The sequence below is a fragment of the Streptomyces sp. NPDC051582 genome (genome assembly GCF_040681715.1).
In the GTDB taxonomy this organism is placed as follows: Bacteria; Actinomycetota; Actinomycetes; order Streptomycetales; family Streptomycetaceae; genus Streptomyces.
The window spans coordinates 178,644-194,194 of the sequence record NZ_JBFAZJ010000011.1; the positions used below are offsets into that span (position 1 = coordinate 178,644).

Consider the following 15,551-nt stretch of genomic DNA (forward strand, 5'->3'; position numbering starts at 1 on the left):
TCAGGCGTGATCCGTCAGGGACGGCCCGGGAGCCGGGCGGCGCTCCCAGCGGACTTCGCCGTCCTCCCAGTGGGGGGTCGGGCCGAAGCCGCAGGCCGCGGCGACCGCCGCCGAGGCGTGGTGGCCGGGGTGGATGTGGGCGATCAGGCGCCCGACGGGGAGCCCCGCCAGCCACGTGGTGACGGCCCGGGCCGCCTCGGTGGCGAAACCCCGGCCCTGCCAGGGGGTTCCGATCACCCAGGCCAGTTCGGCCGTGTCCCGCCCGGGAGTGATGGTGGCCTGCACGGTCCCCACCAGTGGCCCGTTCCCGCGCAGCCCCAGTACCCGGTTGCACCACACGACCGCCGGGTCGGGAGACCCGGCCGCCAGCCGGGCGTAGCGCTCGCGCAGCGCGTCGGCCGTGAGCGGGGCACCGCCGATGAACGCGTGCAGTGCGGGATCGCCCAGTACGCGGGCCATCTCCGCGGCGTGCTCGACGCGCAGGGGGAGCAGGTCCAGCCGGCCCGTGGTGAGCGGTTCGCCCCGGACGGTGCGGTCCGCCACTGCGTCGAGCATGCCCATCGGTCGAGTCTGCCCGGCCGGGCGGGCTTCGGCAAACCGGGTTTCGTGCCCGTCAGCGGGGCGCTTCCACCTCCAGGAAGCGGCGCCGGCGCGGGCCCCGGTAGAGCAGACAGCCCCAGCCCAGGGGTTCCAGCGCGGCCGCGCAGGCCGTCAGCCGTTCCTGCTCCGCCTCGGCCGCGCCGCCACCGGGCGGTCCGAGCCAGGTCACCTCCACCGTCGCGGCCCCGGACGTACCGGGCGCCACCCGGTACCCGGTCCGCGTACGACGGCCCTGCGCGTCAACCGCCGACGGCGGGATGCCCGCCGCCTCCAGTACGAGGGCCACCGCGCGCGCCATCCGGCCCAGCTCCCACGGGGCGGGAACCGCCGCCCCGGCCGGGCCGTTCACCAGACGGCGGATCTGCAGCATGCCCTCGTACGCCGCGCGGACCTCGGCCTCCCGCGCCGCGGTGGCGGGCTGCTGCGGCCCGTCGCCGGTGGCGGGTTCGAAGGACGCCATCGCCACTCCTCCCTCGGCCCGTTCTGAGTACCTCACACCCAACGACCTGAGTATCCGCCCCGATTCCCCGCGACCGCGCCGCTGGTCGAATGGGGGCATGACCTTCGACGCCACCGCCCGCCCGCGCCGCATGCAGCACGTGACCACCGCCGGCTCCGCCCTGGCCGTGGCCCTGGTCCCGCTCGTCGTCGGGGTCCTGGTGGCCAAGGGCATCGCCGCCGACCCGCACGCCCCCGTCAACGCCCTGATCACCGGCGGCGGCCAGCGGGCGGGTCTGCCCCGCTCCGAGTGGCGCCGGCGCGGCCACGCCACGTTGCGCCGCCTGCGCACGGCCCGCCGGCTCACCGCCCGCCGCCGGCCCGCCACCGCCTGCGCCCGTGCGTGCCCGCGACGCCCTGCCGCCTGACGCGGAGCCCGACGAGCCGGCCGCGGGTCGGCCGCGGCTCGGCTGCCCGCCCGTGGCCGCCGGGTCAGATGCCCGGCGCGAGGGGTTCCTGGAGTTCGGTGACCCACTCGTCGGGGTCCTCCGGGCAGGCGAGGGTGAGCTCGCGCGCGTAGCCCGCCGAGCGGTGGCCGTTCGCGTCGATCCAGCGCGCGAGCGCCTGGGAGGTGGGCAGGATGCCTTCCATCGAACCCCGGTGCACCGCGGTCGCGGCCCGCTCGACCCCGGGCAGCTCCACCACCCGTACCGCGCCCCCGAGGGCCTCGGCCCGCACCGAGGCCCCGACCGGCAACCCGGCGTGGACGAGGACGGCGCCGGCCTCCGCTCCCGGCGCGTCCTCGTAGTACGCGATCCCCGGGCCGGTCGGGACCACCCCGGCAGCCCCGATCCGGCGGCAGAGCTCCTCGTAGAGAGGGCCGATGACCGGCCCGATGTCCTGCGGCTCGTAGCTGCCCGCGACCCCGGTCAGCTCGACGAGCCGCACGGGCGGAAGGCCTTTGACGACGATGTCGACGGTGGACATGGATCCCTCGCTCTCGATGGTCCGGAGCCTCGTCTCGACCTGGCCCAGCCGGGCCGCCGCGGCGGCCATGGCCGACTCCAGTTCCGCCCGCCGCAGCCGCAGCATGCCGCGCAACTCCTGCGCGTCCAGCCGCTCGTCGAGGATCGACCCCACCTGGTCCAGGCTGAAGCCGAGCTCCTTGAGCGCGATGACACGGTTGAGGCGGGCGAGTTGCCCGGCCTCGTAGTAGCGGTAGCCGCTGGTGGGGTCGACACGTGCCGGGCGCAGCAGTCCGATGGCGTCGTAGTGGCGCAGCATGCGGACCGAAACCCGGCCGTGCTTGGCGAAGTCTCCGATGGTGAACATGACGTCCTCCAGTCCAGGCCCTGACACGGGGGGAGGGTCAAGTCCTGGGCGGTCCGTGCCGGTCAGCGGCCATATTGCCGGATGCAGAGATCCACGATGGAGGGCGGTACGGATCCCTCGGCCGCCGAGCACAGCTCGTCGGGGCGGGGCAGCGGGGGCGCGGCCTGCTGCCGCGGGATGCGCGGCGCCGCGGGCTTGGGAGGGCGCGCACGGCGGGGCGTCGCGGGCGGTTTCACGCCGCGTACGGCGGGCGGCCGCTCCGGCGCGGCCCGGAGCGGAGGTGCGAGCGGTGGCGTGGCCGGTGGCTCCGGGAGCGTTCCCAGCGGCAGCGGCACGGACCGCGGGGCAGGGGGCGGCAGCTCGGGCGGGGGCGGGGCGTCGGCCGTGTCCTCGGCGTCCGCGGGCGCCGACGTGCCGCGCTCCGGCGCGGGGGCCGCCTCCCGGCCGACGGAGACGCAGCCGGCGCTCGCGAGCAGCGCGACGAGGGACAGGGGCAGGGCCCGGCGTAACTGCATCCGCCCACCATGCCGCACCGCGGGCCGCCCGCGGGCCCGCGCTCACGCGTCCGGGTGAAGCGGCCCCGGGGGCGGCCGGAGTCGGCTATGGAGCCCGCGGCGGCGTCCGGCCCCGGGCCCCGGCCCTCGGCCCCGGTCGGCGTCCGCACCGTCACGGTCCGGATGCCGAGGGCTACCGGAGCGAAGAAGCGGTACGGACGGATGGGGCAGATCAGACACCCGGCTTGACCAGGGCCGTCCCGGGAGGAAAGAGTTCGCCGATCAAGCACAGGGTGGGGGCCGACACCGCACCGCCGCGCCGGTCCCCACCCCCCGCCGGGAGACAACCGTGTCCCACCACCCCGATGAGAGCGCAGGCGCTCCCGACGGCCGGCTCTTCGTACGCCCGTACGTGGCCGCCCCGTCCGGCCGGCCGTCCCGGTCGGCGACGCCCGCCTGGCCGCACAGCGGCCCCGTCCCCGTGTCGTTGCGCGCGCCCGAAGCCCGGGGTGACGAAGCCCCCGGGCCGACCGCCTCCGGCACTGTTCCGGAGCGCGCCGGCCGGGTTCCGCTGGTGGCCCTGGCGCTGCTCGCCCTCGCCGCGGCCGGCGGGCTGGTGTTCCTGCTGAGCGGGCCCGACCCGGAGCCCCGGCGGGCCGTTGAGCCGCCGGAGTTGTCCGTCCCGGTGCTCCCGGCGCGCAGCCCCGGAGCGGGATCCGACGCCGAGCCCGCGCCCGAAGGGTCCGTAGGGGCTTCCGCGCCCCCGGCGTCGGCATCGGGATCGGCCTCGGCCTCGGCCTCGGCATCAGCGGGATCCGCCGGACCCGCGGCGGGCCGGGCCCCCAAGACGGCGGCGCCGAGCGGCCCGTCGGGGGCGGCGTCCTCGGGGGCGTCGGGAACGCTGCGGATGGGGGACAGCGGGCCCGAGGTGCGTGCCCTCCAGGAGCGGCTCTACGGGCAGGGGTTCACGTACGTCCAGGTCACCGGCGAGTACGACAGCCAGACCAAGCGCGGGGTCGCACAGCTCCAGCGGGACCGTGACGTCAAGGGCGACCAGCCGGGGGTCTACGGCCCGGCGACCCGGGCGGCGTTCGGGGGCTGAGGCCGGAGCCGGAGACGGAGCCGGAGCCTGCGGGGCTCCCGTGTCAGCGGCCGCCCGACACCCGCAGGATCGCGCCCGTCGTGTACGAGGCGTCCGGGGACAGCAGCCACGCCACGGCCGCGGCCACCTCCTCCGGCTGCCCGGCCCGCCCGAGCGGGATCCCGGCGGCCGCCCTGGCCGGCCGGTCGGGGTCGCCCATCGCGGCGTGCATCCCGGTCTCGATGATGCCGGGCGCCACCGCGTTGACCCGGATCCCGTCCGGCCCGAGCTCCTTGGACAGCCCCACCGTCAGGGCGTCGGTGGCGGCCTTGGTGGCCGCGTAGTGGACGTAGTCGCCGGGGCTGCCGAGCGTGGCGGCGGCCGAGGACACGTTCACGATGGCTCCGCCGCCCGCCTCCGCCATGTCGCGGGCGGCGCGGCGGCAGCACAGCAGGTACCCGAGCAGGTTCACCTCGACCACGCGCCGCAGATCCTCGGTCGCGGCGTCGGCGAGCCGGCCGAGGGGACCGGTCACCCCCGCGTTGTTCACCAGCCCGGTCACCGGGCCGAACTCGGCCCCGGCGATGTCGAAGAGCCGCTCCACGGCGCATTCCTCGGAGGTGTCGCCGCGTACGGTCGCACAGCGCGCGCCGGTCGCCCGTACGCGCCGCGCGACGGCTTCGGCCGCCGCATCGTCGCGGACGTATCCGAGCACCACGTCATGGCCGTCCGCGGCCAGGCGCAGACAGGTCGCGGCGCCGATGCCCCTGCCGCCTCCGGTGACGACGGTGACCGGACCACGTGGCATGGGGACCTCCTGGGCGGCGCGGAGTGACGGGTTGGCGAGGGCGCGTCAGGCTAACACCGGGATTTCGGCTGGACCAGCGCAAATGCCGGGCAGCAGAGTGGTCGTCGTCGCGTACGACGCCACTCGTCCGAACCGTGTCCGAACCAAGCCCAGCCAAGTCCGGGCCACATCCTAGGAGTCGAGCACATGTCGACCTTGCGGGTCACCGCCGAAGAGCTGACCGTCCACGAGCATCCGAACGCCGATGCGCTGGAGCTGGCCCAGGTGGGCCTGTACCGGGCCGTCGTCGCCAAGGGGGCCTACCGCAGCGGCGATTTCGCCGTCTACATACCCGAACAGGCCGTACTGCCAAGAGAGTTGATCGAGGAGCTCGGTCTGACCGGCCGTCTCGCGGGAGGCTCCGCCGACCGGGTCAAGGCGGTCCGGCTGCGCGGCGAGCTGTCGCAGGGACTGGTGTGCCGGCCGAGCGCGCTGGCGGACGTGGACCTGGCGCGGGCGGCCGAGGAGGGCGTGGACTTCGCCGAGCTGCTCGGGATCACCAAATGGGCGCCGCCCGTGCCGACGACGATGAGCGGAGAGGTGGAGGCGGCCCCCGAGCTGCTTCCGTGGGTCGACATCGAGAACCTCCAGCGGTATCCGGACCTGTTCGAGCCGGGCGAGCCGGTCGTCCTCACCGAAAAGCTCCACGGCACGGCCTGCCTGTTGACGTACGTCGTCGAGGACGGCCGGGTGCTGGTCTCCTCCAAGGGCTTCGGCTCCAGGGGGCTGGCCCTGCGCGAGGACGAGCGCAACCTGTACTGGCGGGCCGTCCGCGGCCACGGCGTGCCCGAGGTGGCCGCGAAGCTGGCCGGGCGGCTGGGAGCCACCCGGATCGGCGTCTTCGGCGAGGTGTACGGCGCGGGCGTCCAGGACCTGTCGTACGGAACGGACGCCCGTACGGCCGCCACCGGGCCGGGATACGCCGTCTTCGACGTATCGGCGGAGATCGACGGACAAGTGCGGTGGCTGGACCCGCAGGAGCTTTTCCCGGACGGCGAACTGCCACTGGTTCCGCGGCTATTCGAGGGCCCGTACGCGCTGGACACGGTGCTGGAGCTCGCCACCGGCCGGGAGACGGTGTCCGGCCGCTCCTCGCACCTGCGCGAGGGCGTGGTGATCCGCCCGGCCACCGAACGCCACAGCCCGGTGGTCGGCGGCCGCGCCATAGCCAAGGCGGTCAGCCCGGCGTACCTCACCCGCAAGGGAGGCACGGAGTACGAGTGACCCCGGCGCCCGCCGGGGTCCCGGTGGCGGCCACCCGGCGGAGGGTGGCGCCCGGACTCAGGGCCGCCGGGCCGGAGATCCGGCGCGGACCTCCAGGGACGTGCGCCAGCCCGGGGGTTCGGGCCGCGCGGGGCGGGGCGCGGGGCGGCCGCCCGTGGCGAAGAACGCCGACAGCGGGAGTGTCGCCGCGCCGACCGTCACCGCGTCCGGTCCCAGGGAGCCCAGGTCGATGGTGACGCGGTCGGCGGGGTGGCGCAGCGCGTACCGGGCGGCGTGCTCCCGTACGGCGGGCAGGATGTGCGGGCCCAGCAGCAGACCTGCCCAGCCCCCGATCAGGATGCGCTCCGGCCGGAACAGGTTGATCACGTCCGACAAGCCCGCGCCGAGGTACTCCGCGGTCTCCTCCAGCACCTCCAGGGCCACCGGGTCGGCCGCGAGGGCCGCCGCAAGCAGCGCCGAGAGGCCCTCCTCCTCGTCCGCGGCCTGCGCGGCGCCGCCGCCCCGCTCCGACCAGCGCTGCAGCAGGGACTCGGCCCCCGTGTAAGCCTCCAGGCAGCCCAGCGCCCCGCACCGGCAGCGCCGGCCCCGTACCGCGACCGTCAGGTGTCCCCACTCCAGGGGGGTGCCCGCCGTCGTGCCCCCCTCGGGGGAGCCGTCCGTGATCAGGCTGGCGCCGACGCCCGAGCCGAACAGGACGACGACCGCCTCGCGCGCGCCGCGTCCCGCCCCGAACCACATCTCGGCCTGGCCGAGCGTGCGCGCGCCGTTGTCGATGATGTACGGCACCTCCGGCGGCACGGCCCCGGTCGCGCGCAGCAGCGCCTCCAGCGGGACCGCGTCCCAGCCGATGGTCTGGCCGTGGACCACCGCCCCGCCCGGTGCCTCGCGGTCCACTATGCCGGGGACGCCGACACCCACCCCCAGCAGCCGGTCCGTCCCGACCCCGGCCTCCGCGAGGACGGCGGCGATCCCGGTGCGGACGTGGTCCACGATCGGGCCGACGTCGTAACAGCCGCGCGGCTGCAGCGGCAGTTCGGCGCGGGCGAGTTCGGTCAGCGCCAGGTCGAACAGCTCGACACGGACCCGGGTTTCGCCCACGTCGACCCCGATCATGTGGGCGCTGCCGGGGGCCACGCGCAACAGGGTGCGCGGCCGGCCGCCGTCCGAGTCGACGATGCCGGCCTCCTCCAGGAGTCCGTCCGCGACGAGTTCTCCGACCACGTTGCTGACGGAGCCGGAGCTCAGCCCGGTGGCGGGCCCCAGTTCCTGCCGGCTCATCGGCCCGCCGAAGTACAGCCGCTGGAGCACGGCGCTGCGGTTGCCGCGCCGCAGGTCCCGTACCGTGCGGCCGCCACGCCCTGTGGTCATCTGGCTCCTTCCGTCCTGCCGTCCGTCCCGCCTTCGCTCGCAACATACCCCTGCGAGACCTCTTGACGCGACCCTTTCACGGGGCTTAACTCACGTCCTGAATTAAGGCCTTGAGGCGCTGGACCCGATGCGATGGGTGCCGCCCGAGCGCCACCGCCGAAGCATCGCCACCCGGGCCGAGTGCACCCGCCAGGCCTTCTCCGACCCTGCCGAAAGGGGCCGATCCGCCATGCGCAGAACCCGAGCCGCCGCTGCCGCCGTCACCGTCTCCCTGCTCGCCGCCGCCACCGCCTGCGGCGGCGGCACCGCGGACTCCGGCGCCGGCTCCAACACCGCCCCCGAGGAGCTCACGTACTGGGCCTCCAACCAGGGCCCCGACCTCGCGGCGGACCAGGCGGCCCTCACTCCGGAGCTGAAGAAGTTCGAGGAGCAGACCGGCATCAAGGTCAAGCTCGAAGTCGTCCCCTGGTCGGACCTGCTCAACCGGATCCTGGCCGCCACCGCCTCCGGCCAGGGCCCCGACGTGCTCAACATCGGCAACACCTGGTCCTCCTCCCTCCAGGCCACCGGCGCCCTGCTCCCGTGGAACGACGGGAACTTCGCCGCGATCGGCGGCAGGGACCGCTTCGTGGAGTCGGCCATCGGCTCGGCGGGCGCCGCCGGCCAGGACCCGGCCGCCGTCCCGCTGTACTCCATGGCGTACGCGCTCTACTACAACAAGAAGATGTTCCAGGAAGCGGGCATAGCGAAGCCCCCGGCCACCTGGGACGAGATGGTCACCACCGGCCGGCTGCTGTCCAAGGACGGGAAGTGGGCCCTCGGCGCGGAGGGCGGAAACCTCTCCGAAAACATCCACCAGGCCTTCGTCTTCGCCAAGCAGCACGGAGCGGACTTCTTCGACGCGGCCGGAAAGCCCGCCTTCGACTCCCCGGGCGCCGTCGACGCCGTCAAGCAGTACGTCGACCTGATGGCGAAGGACAAGATCATCGCGCCGGGCAACGCCGAGTACGCCCAGAACCAGTCCCTCCAGGACTTCGCCAACGGCAAGACCGCCATGGTCCTGTGGCAGAGCGCCGCATCCTCCTTCAAGAGCCACGGAATGAAGGAGGGCGACTGGGGCGTGGCGCCGGTGCCGGTACCCGCCGGCGGCACGCCCGGCACCGGCGCCGACACCAATTCCATGGTGGCCGGCATCAACCTCGCCGTCTTCAAGAACACGGACAACATCGACGGCTCCCTCAAGTTCGTGAAGTTCATGACCGGCGACGAGGAACAGAAGATCCTCAACAAGACGTACGGCTCCATCCCGCCCGTCAAGGCCGCGCAGAGCGACCCCGCCTTCGCCACCGACGACCTCACCGTGCTCCGCACCACCCTGGGCACGAGCGCCGCCCCGCTCCCGCAGGTCCCGCAGGAGTCCCAGTTCGAGACGGCCGTCGGCACCGCCGTCAAGGAGCTCTTCGCCGACGCCGCGGCGGGCCGCCCCGTCACCACGGAGTCGGTCAAGGCCAAGCTCATCAAGGCACAGCAGCAGATGGCGAGCTGAGACCGGCCCGATGACTACCGGAAGCCGCGTGTCCAACAAGTACGCACGCCTGCGCCGCAGTTCCCTCCCGTACCTCCTGCTCCTGCCCGCCCTGCTCCTCGAACTGCTCATCCACCTCGTCCCGATGGTGACGGGCATCCTGATGAGCTTCCGTCAGCTGACCCAGTTCTTCATCCGCGACTGGTCCCGCGCCCCCTGGACGGGCCGGGCCAACTACGAACTCGTCCTCGACGTCAACCGGCCCGTCGGCGAGGCACTCTTGCGCTCCTTCCTCACCACCTGCCTCTTCACCCTGCTCTCCGTCGGCCTGTGCTGGCTGCTGGGCACCGCGGCGGCGGTGTTCATGCAGGAGAGCTTCCGCGGCCGCGGCCTCCTGCGGGCCCTGTTCCTGGTCCCGTACGCCCTGCCCGTGTACGCGGCCGTCATCACCTGGGCCTTCATGTTCCAGCGGGACAACGGCCTGGTGAACCACGTCCTCCACGACCAACTGGGCCTCGGCGGCGCCGAGCACACCTTCTGGCTGCTCGGCGACAACAGCTTCTGGGCCCTGCTGACCGTCTCCGTGTGGAAGGGCTGGCCGTTCGCCTTCCTCATCGTGACCGCCGCCCTCCAGAACGTCCCGGGGGAGCTGTACGAGGCCGCCGCGCTGGACGGGGCGGGCATCTGGCAGCAGATCCGCCGGATCACCCTGCCCTCGGTCGGAGCGGTCAACCAGGTGCTGATCCTGGTGCTGTTCCTGTGGACCTTCAACGACTTCAACACGCCGTTCGTGCTGTTCGGCAAATCGGCCCCCGAGGCGGCCGACCTGATCTCCCTCCACATCTACCAATCCAGCTTCGTCACCTGGAACTTCGGCACCGGCTCGGCCATGTCCGTCCTGCTGCTGCTCTTCCTGCTGCTGGTCACCGCCGGGTACCTGCTCGCCACCACCCGCGGCCGGAGGAACGAACATGCCTGACAGCCCCGGCCCCGGCCCAGGCCGCCGATCCTCTCCGTCGGCCCCGCCACCCTCCTTCCGGGTGATCCGCGCCGTCTTCCTCACCCTGCTCTCCGGCTTCGTGCTGCTGCCCGTCTACGTCATGGTCACCAGCTCCCTCAAGCCGCTCCAGGACGTCGCGGGCGGCTTCCGCTGGATCCCCGGCGGGATCACCGTCCGCCCCTACGTCGACATCTGGCACACCGTGCCGCTCGCCCGGTACTTCGTGAACTCCCTGATCGTGGCGGGCGCGGCCACCGCGGCATCCGTCGTCATCGCCGTCTTCGCGGCCTACGCGGTCAGCCGGCACCGCTTCCGCGGCAAGCGCCTGTTCACCGTCACCGTGCTCTCCACGCAGATGTTCCCCGGGATCCTCTTCCTCCTCCCGCTGTTCCTGATCTTCGTGAACATCGGCAACGCCACCGGGATCGCCCTCTACGGCTCCCGCGGCGCGCTGATCCTGACCTACCTGACCTTCTCCCTCCCCTTCTCCATCTGGATGCTCATCGGCTACTTCGACTCGGTGCCCCGCGAGCTCGACGAGGCGGCCACCGTGGACGGTTGCGGCCCGCTCGGCGCGCTGTTGCGCGTCGTGGTCCCGGCCGCCGTCCCCGGCATCGTCGCCGTGGCCGTGTACGCCTTCATGACCGCCTGGGGCGAGGTGCTCTTCGCCTCCGTCATGACGAACGACACCACCCGCACCCTCGCCGTCGGACTGCAGGGCTACTCCACGCAGACCGACGTCTACTGGAACCAGATCATGGCCGCCTCGCTCGTCGTCAGCATCCCCGTCGTCGCCGGATTCCTGCTCCTCCAGAAGTACTTGGTGGCCGGCCTCACGGCGGGAGCCGTCAAATGACCCTTTCGGCAGGAGCCGTCGAATGACCCTTTCCGAGACCCGTACCGGCGCCGCCTCAGAGCTCGGTGCCATCGACCTCGCCGCACTGCCCCGCCAGTTCGCCTGGGGCACCGCGACCTCCGCCTACCAGATCGAGGGCGCCGTCGCCGAAGACGGCCGGGCCCCCTCCATCTGGGACACGTTCTCCCACACACCCGGAGCCGTCGACGGCGGCCACACGGGAGACACCGCCTGCGACCACTACCACCGCTGGCGCGAGGACATCGCCCTGATGCGGGAGCTGGGCACCAACGCCTACCGGATGTCCGTCGCCTGGCCGCGCGTGGTCCCCGGCGGAGACGGCCCCGCCAACGCCAAGGGGCTCGCCTTCTACGACCGGCTGGTCGACGCTCTCCTCGCCGCCGGGATCACCCCCTCCGTCACCCTTTACCACTGGGACCTGCCCCAGGCCCTCCAGGACCGCGGGGGCTGGCCCGAGCGGGCGACGGCCGAGCACTTCGCCGCTTACGCCGGGCTCGTCGCCGCGCGCCTCGGCGACCGGGTCAGCCAGTGGGCCACGCTGAACGAGCCCCTGTGCTCGGCGTGGATCGGCCACCTGGAGGGCAGGATGGCCCCCGGCTGGACCGACCTGACCGCCGCCGTCCGCGCCTCCTACCACCTGCTGCTCGGCCACGGGCTCGCCACCCAGGCCGTACGGGCCGCCGCCCCCGGCGCCCGGATCGGCATCGTCAACAACCTCTCCACCATCGAGCCCGCCACCGACGGCGAAGCCGACCGGGCGGCCGCCGTGCGCATGGACGGCCACGTCAACCGCTGGTGGCTCGACCCCGTGCACGGCCGCGGCTTCCCCGCCGACATGCGCGAGGTCTACGCCGTCGACCTCCCCGAACGCCCCGGCGACCTGGCCGCCATCGCCGCCCCGCTCGACTGGACCGGCCTGAACTACTATTTCCCCCAGACCGTCGCCGCCGACCCGGCCGGCCCCGCCCCGTACGCCCGCCAGATCGACCGTCCCGGCGTCCCGCGCACCGGCATGGACTGGGAGGTCGACGCGGAAGGCCTCGAAACCCTGCTCATGCGGCTGACCGAGGAGTACGGGGCCCGGCGGATACACGTCACCGAGAACGGCTCCTCGTACCCGGACACCGTCGGCGCCGACGGCAGCGTCCACGACCCCGAGCGCGCCCGCTACCTGACCGGGCACCTGGCGGCCTGCGCCCGAGCCGCCCGCCGCGGCGCACCGCTGGCCGGGTACTACGCCTGGTCGCTCCTGGACAACTTCGAGTGGGCCTACGGCTACGACAAGCGCTTCGGCCTCGTCCGCGTCGACTACGCCACCCAGCGCCGCACGGTCAAGACCAGCGGCCGCCGCTACGCCGAGGTGATCGCCGCCCACCGGGCCCTGTGACACCGCGGGTCCTCGCGCCGCGCCGGGCCCGCCCCGCTTCTCGGGGTGGGCCCGGCTTTTCGTGATGGGATGGGGAAGGGCTGATTGCACCGGCTCACGGCACGCGCTTGAGGGAGAGGTCGGGTAGATGTCCGAGGACACCATGCGGGCGATGGCGTACGAGACCTACGGCGGGACGGAGGTGCTCACCGAGACCCGGCTGCCCATGCCCAAGCTCGCCCCCGGCGAGCTCCTCGTCCGGGTCAAGTGCGCCTCGGTCAACCCCGTCGACTGGAAGATCATGGCGGGCGGGCTCGACCCCCTGATGGACGTCGTGTACCCGGTCGTCCCCGGGTGGGACGTCGCCGGCACGGTCGAGCGGGTCGGCATCGACACGCCCGAGTTCGCCGTCGGCGACGAGGTCATGGCCTACGCCCGCAAGGACTTCGTGCACGGAGGGACCTTCGCCGAGTACGTCAGCGTCCCCGTACGGGCCGCGGCCGCCAAGCCCGCCTCGCTCGGCTGGCAGGAGGCGGCCGGCCTGCCGCTGGCCGGGCTCACCGCGTACCAGCTGCTCACTCGGCTCGCCACCGGCAAGGACGACACCGTCCTCATCCACGGCGCCGCGGGCGGGGTCGGGTCCTTCGGCGTGCAGATCGCCCGGGCGCTGGGCGCCCGGGTCATCGGCACCGCTTCCCCGCGCAACCACGACCGGCTGCGCGAACTGGGCTGCGAGCCGGTCGAGTACGGGGAGGGCCTGGTCGACCGGGTGCGTGCGCTGGCCCCCGACGGGGTCACCGTCGCCGCGGACTTCGTCGGCGGCGTCCTCGACGTCACCCAGGCGGTCCTCGCCCAGGGCGGCCGGCACGCCTCCATCGCCGACCCCACCGTGCTCGGCGCGGGAGGCCAGTGGATGTGGGTGCGCCCCGATGCCGAAGGGCTGGCCGAACTGGGCCGCCTCGCCGACAGCGGGCAGCTCAAGGTCACCGTGGCCAAGACGTTCCCGCTGGCACAGCTCGCGGAGGCCTTCGAACTCAGCCAGACGGGCCGCACCGCCGGAAAGATCGTCGTAGAGGTCTGAGGCCCCCTCGGCCCGCCGGCTCCGGGAGACCCGGGTCTCCCGGAGCCGACGGGGTTGGGGTCAGGGGAAGGAGACGACCGTGGACGGGGTCGTCGACGTTCCCGAGGTGGGTGCGCCCGTGGTGTTGATGACGTGCTCGTACTGGCCCTTGCCGCCGAGGGAGACGACGAGCAGGTCGTGGAACTTCACGCCCGGCTTCACCGGTGCCTGGAAACCATGGTCCTGACGGATCGTCGGATCCACGTTGTAGTAGCAGTAGCTGCCCAGGCCCCAGCCCTCGTGGACGGTCACCGAGTCGGCCACCTTGTACGCCGCGTAGCCCTTGGTGGAACCGTTCTGGACCGCGGCCTGATCGGGGGCGTCGTACGCCTTCTCGTTCTGGTAGAAGACCGTGCGGCCGCGCTCGCCGTTCCACTGCACGTCGTACTTGTTGAAGTGCTCGACGAACAGTCCGGTGGCCAGTACGTCGTCACCGTTCACGCGGAACCCGTAGTCGGCGCGGTTGGTCTCCCAGCCCACCCCGTCCCCGTGGTCGGCCCGCCAGATCCAGGTGTGGTCGACGATGGTGTCGTGGTTGTTGACCACCATGCCCACGGTGGCCTTGCCGGGGCCGGCGCCGCCGACCCGGATGAACACGTCCTGCACGGTCGTCGGGTTGGCGCCGTGGTCCGTGGCCGTTCCGGCCGGTCCTACCTCCAGCAGGCTCGGGGAGTTGACCGGGCCCGCGTCGATCAGGAAACCGGCGAGCCGCACCCCGTCCACGTCGGCGACCTTCATCGCCGTCACCCCGTTGTCCGGGACGAGCGTGGCAAGGCCCAGGCCCAGGACGACGGTGTCCGCGCGGTTCACCTGGAGGGTCTGGTCGACGTGGTAGACGCCGGGGGTGAAGAGCAGGTGCAGGCCCTGGGCCAGCGCCTGGTTCATCGTCGCGGCGGTGGTGCCGGGCTTGACCACGTAGAACCGGCTCAGCGGGAGCGAGGTGCCCTGCGGCGCGCCGTTGCCCCAGGAGGTGCCGCGCGCGTTCACGCGCTTGGCCGGGACGAAGACCTTGTACTCGGACCCGTCGAGGTAGAGGAAGGGCTTCTCCCGGGAGACGGGCGTGGTGTCGAGCGTGGTGTAGGGCGGGTTCGGGAACGACTGGGCGGGTGCGCCCTGGACCCCGGAGAAGACCTGGTTCCAGACGCCGTTGCCCCAGCCGCCGATCGCGCTGTCGCGCGTGTACCACTGCTGCTGCGAGTAGTTGCCGACCTGGCCGTCGATCTTCGAGTCGGCGATGTAGCCGCCCGAGGCCCAGCCGAAGCCGTCGGGGGCGAGGTTGAGCCCGCCCTTGACGTGCATGCGGCGGAAGGGCGCGGCCTGGGAGACGGCCCAGCGGTCGGTGCCGTTCACGGGGTTGAGCGCGAGGTTCTCGGCCGAACGCCAGAAGTTCTGGGTGGCGTTGCCGCCGAACCAGCCCGCGTCGACGGTCACGTCGCCGTTGATGGTGGTGTCGTCGGGGCTGAGGCCCAGGCCCGAGATGGAGGTGTAGAAGCCGATCTGGGCGTTGAGGCCGTTGTACGTGCCCGGCTTGAACAGGAACTGGTAGCGGCCGGTGCCGAACTGGGCCGACTCCTGCTGCCGGAACACCTCGTCGAGCCTGCCCTGGATGTTCGGGGTCGACGGATCGAAGACGATGACGTTGGGGCCGAGGTCGCCGCCGCCGGGCAGGGTGGGGCCCCCGCCGGAGGTGCCGAAGACCTGGAACTCGTAGAGGGAGTAACCCCATTCGGTGGCGCGCTGGGTGCCGTACACGCGGACGTAGCGGGCGGTGCCGCTGACGTCGAGGGTGGCGACCCCGCCGGTGGCCGCGGTCGTGGAATAGGCGGTGCTCCAGCCGGCGCCGTCGGTGGACAGCTCGATCCGGTAAGCCTTCGCGTACGCGGTCTCCCAGCGCAGTACGACCTGGCTGAGCTGGGCGGGGGCGCCGAGGTCGACCTGGATCCACTGCGGGTCGGCGAACTGGCTGGACCAGCGGGTGGCGTTGTCGCCGTCGACGGCGGCGGAGGCGGGCGTGCCGGCGTTCTCCTGGCTGGAGGCGGTGACGGGTCTGCCCTGGGAGAGGAGGACGGGCGCTGCCTGGGCGGCGCTGCCGGGGAGCAGTACGAGGAGGGCGGCGATCAGGGCGGCGGTGAGGGCGGCCGCGGTCAGGCGTGGTGGATGGTCGGAGAGGCGAGGCATGGGGGGCGCTCCTGACGTCTTGGATCCGGGGGATCGAAGCGTGAGTGAACTGCCCCGCCGCGAGGACCGTCAAGGGGTTCAGCGTTCACAAAGTGAAGGCC

Annotated in this window: 15 protein-coding genes; 8 read left to right on the forward strand and 7 right to left on the reverse strand. The window is 73.1% G+C overall.

Annotated features, from left to right (window positions below; translation table 11 throughout):
- Together AB0M92_RS16905 and AB0M92_RS16910 are read right to left on the reverse strand one after the other, a co-directional pair.
- On the reverse strand, positions 1–561 hold the full coding sequence (locus AB0M92_RS16905; RefSeq protein WP_366102919.1) for a GNAT family N-acetyltransferase: 561 nt from the start codon (positions 559–561) through the stop codon (positions 1–3).
- A gap of 52 nt (positions 562–613) precedes the next feature.
- A complete protein-coding gene (locus AB0M92_RS16910; protein WP_366102920.1) occupies positions 614–1,060 on the reverse strand; it encodes a hypothetical protein in 447 nt (148 codons plus the stop codon).
- A 97-nt stretch (positions 1,061–1,157) separates the two neighbouring features.
- Here AB0M92_RS16910 and AB0M92_RS16915 point away from each other — a divergent pair, with 97 nt between their 5' ends.
- Positions 1,158–1,466: a hypothetical protein gene (locus AB0M92_RS16915; protein WP_366102921.1), complete on the forward strand. Its 309-nt coding sequence runs from the start codon at positions 1,158–1,160 to the stop codon at positions 1,464–1,466.
- Between the two features lie 64 nt (positions 1,467–1,530).
- On the opposite strand, the gene AB0M92_RS16920 is transcribed toward AB0M92_RS16915, so the two are convergent.
- Together AB0M92_RS16920 and AB0M92_RS16925 are read right to left on the reverse strand one after the other, a co-directional pair.
- Positions 1,531–2,370: a MerR family transcriptional regulator gene (locus AB0M92_RS16920; RefSeq protein WP_366102922.1), complete on the reverse strand. Its 840-nt coding sequence runs from the start codon at positions 2,368–2,370 to the stop codon at positions 1,531–1,533.
- A gap of 62 nt (positions 2,371–2,432) precedes the next feature.
- Positions 2,433–2,885, reverse strand: a complete 453-nt coding sequence (locus AB0M92_RS16925; RefSeq protein ID WP_366102923.1) for a hypothetical protein — start codon at positions 2,883–2,885, stop codon at positions 2,433–2,435.
- 328 nt (positions 2,886–3,213) lie between these two features.
- On the opposite strand from AB0M92_RS16925, the gene AB0M92_RS16930 reads away from it, so the two are divergent.
- A complete protein-coding gene (locus AB0M92_RS16930) occupies positions 3,214–3,966 on the forward strand; it encodes a peptidoglycan-binding domain-containing protein (RefSeq protein WP_366102924.1) in 753 nt (250 codons plus the stop codon).
- A gap of 43 nt (positions 3,967–4,009) precedes the next feature.
- On the opposite strand, the gene AB0M92_RS16935 is transcribed toward AB0M92_RS16930, so the two are convergent.
- On the reverse strand, positions 4,010–4,753 hold the full coding sequence (locus AB0M92_RS16935) for a glucose 1-dehydrogenase (RefSeq protein ID WP_366102925.1): 744 nt from the start codon (positions 4,751–4,753) through the stop codon (positions 4,010–4,012).
- A 186-nt stretch (positions 4,754–4,939) separates the two neighbouring features.
- Between AB0M92_RS16935 and AB0M92_RS16940 the strand changes: the two genes are divergently transcribed.
- Complete coding sequence (locus AB0M92_RS16940) at positions 4,940–6,016, forward strand: RNA ligase (ATP) (RefSeq protein ID WP_366102926.1); 1,077 nt, start codon at positions 4,940–4,942, stop codon at positions 6,014–6,016.
- A gap of 57 nt (positions 6,017–6,073) precedes the next feature.
- On the opposite strand, the gene AB0M92_RS16945 is transcribed toward AB0M92_RS16940, so the two are convergent.
- Complete coding sequence (locus AB0M92_RS16945; RefSeq protein WP_366102927.1) at positions 6,074–7,384, reverse strand: ROK family transcriptional regulator; 1,311 nt, start codon at positions 7,382–7,384, stop codon at positions 6,074–6,076.
- Positions 7,385–7,613: 229 nt separating this feature from the next.
- On the opposite strand from AB0M92_RS16945, the gene AB0M92_RS16950 reads away from it, so the two are divergent.
- The 5 genes from AB0M92_RS16950 (at position 7,614) to AB0M92_RS16970 (ending at position 13,233) form a co-directional block, all read left to right on the forward strand.
- Complete coding sequence (locus AB0M92_RS16950; RefSeq protein WP_366102928.1) at positions 7,614–8,930, forward strand: sugar ABC transporter substrate-binding protein; 1,317 nt, start codon at positions 7,614–7,616, stop codon at positions 8,928–8,930.
- A gap of 10 nt (positions 8,931–8,940) precedes the next feature.
- A complete protein-coding gene (locus AB0M92_RS16955) occupies positions 8,941–9,888 on the forward strand; it encodes a sugar ABC transporter permease (RefSeq protein ID WP_366102929.1) in 948 nt (315 codons plus the stop codon).
- Positions 9,881–10,765, forward strand: a complete 885-nt coding sequence (locus AB0M92_RS16960) for a carbohydrate ABC transporter permease (protein WP_366102930.1) — start codon at positions 9,881–9,883, stop codon at positions 10,763–10,765. The genes AB0M92_RS16955 and AB0M92_RS16960 overlap by 8 nt, the downstream gene beginning before the upstream one ends.
- 22 nt (positions 10,766–10,787) lie before the next feature.
- Positions 10,788–12,173, forward strand: coding sequence for a GH1 family beta-glucosidase (locus tag AB0M92_RS16965; RefSeq protein ID WP_366102931.1), 1,386 nt, complete (start codon positions 10,788–10,790; stop codon positions 12,171–12,173).
- A gap of 142 nt (positions 12,174–12,315) precedes the next feature.
- Positions 12,316–13,233, forward strand: a complete 918-nt coding sequence (locus tag AB0M92_RS16970) for an NADP-dependent oxidoreductase (RefSeq protein WP_366102972.1) — start codon at positions 12,316–12,318, stop codon at positions 13,231–13,233.
- Between the two features lie 60 nt (positions 13,234–13,293).
- Here AB0M92_RS16970 and AB0M92_RS16975 read toward each other — a convergent pair whose 3' ends face one another.
- Positions 13,294–15,450: a discoidin domain-containing protein gene (locus tag AB0M92_RS16975; protein WP_366102932.1), complete on the reverse strand. Its 2,157-nt coding sequence runs from the start codon at positions 15,448–15,450 to the stop codon at positions 13,294–13,296.
- Positions 15,451–15,551: the final 101 nt, after the last annotated feature.

Coding starts and splice junctions, on each gene's coding strand:
- AB0M92_RS16905 (WP_366102919.1), bottom strand. CDS start 561: ATGGGCATGCTCGACGCAGTGGCGGACCGCACCGTCCGGGGCGAACCG.
- AB0M92_RS16910 (WP_366102920.1), bottom strand. CDS start 1,060: ATGGCGTCCTTCGAACCCGCCACCGGCGACGGGCCGCAGCAGCCCGCC.
- AB0M92_RS16915 (WP_366102921.1), top strand. CDS start 1,158: ATGACCTTCGACGCCACCGCCCGCCCGCGCCGCATGCAGCACGTGACC.
- AB0M92_RS16920 (WP_366102922.1), bottom strand. CDS start 2,370: ATGTTCACCATCGGAGACTTCGCCAAGCACGGCCGGGTTTCGGTCCGC.
- AB0M92_RS16925 (WP_366102923.1), bottom strand. CDS start 2,885: ATGCAGTTACGCCGGGCCCTGCCCCTGTCCCTCGTCGCGCTGCTCGCG.
- AB0M92_RS16935 (WP_366102925.1), bottom strand. CDS start 4,753: ATGCCACGTGGTCCGGTCACCGTCGTCACCGGAGGCGGCAGGGGCATC.
- AB0M92_RS16940 (WP_366102926.1), top strand. CDS start 4,940: ATGTCGACCTTGCGGGTCACCGCCGAAGAGCTGACCGTCCACGAGCAT.
- AB0M92_RS16945 (WP_366102927.1), bottom strand. CDS start 7,384: ATGACCACAGGGCGTGGCGGCCGCACGGTACGGGACCTGCGGCGCGGC.
- AB0M92_RS16950 (WP_366102928.1), top strand. CDS start 7,614: ATGCGCAGAACCCGAGCCGCCGCTGCCGCCGTCACCGTCTCCCTGCTC.
- AB0M92_RS16955 (WP_366102929.1), top strand. CDS start 8,941: ATGACTACCGGAAGCCGCGTGTCCAACAAGTACGCACGCCTGCGCCGC.
- AB0M92_RS16960 (WP_366102930.1), top strand. CDS start 9,881: ATGCCTGACAGCCCCGGCCCCGGCCCAGGCCGCCGATCCTCTCCGTCG.
- AB0M92_RS16965 (WP_366102931.1), top strand. CDS start 10,788: ATGACCCTTTCCGAGACCCGTACCGGCGCCGCCTCAGAGCTCGGTGCC.
- AB0M92_RS16970 (WP_366102972.1), top strand. CDS start 12,316: ATGCGGGCGATGGCGTACGAGACCTACGGCGGGACGGAGGTGCTCACC.
- AB0M92_RS16975 (WP_366102932.1), bottom strand. CDS start 15,450: ATGCCTCGCCTCTCCGACCATCCACCACGCCTGACCGCGGCCGCCCTC.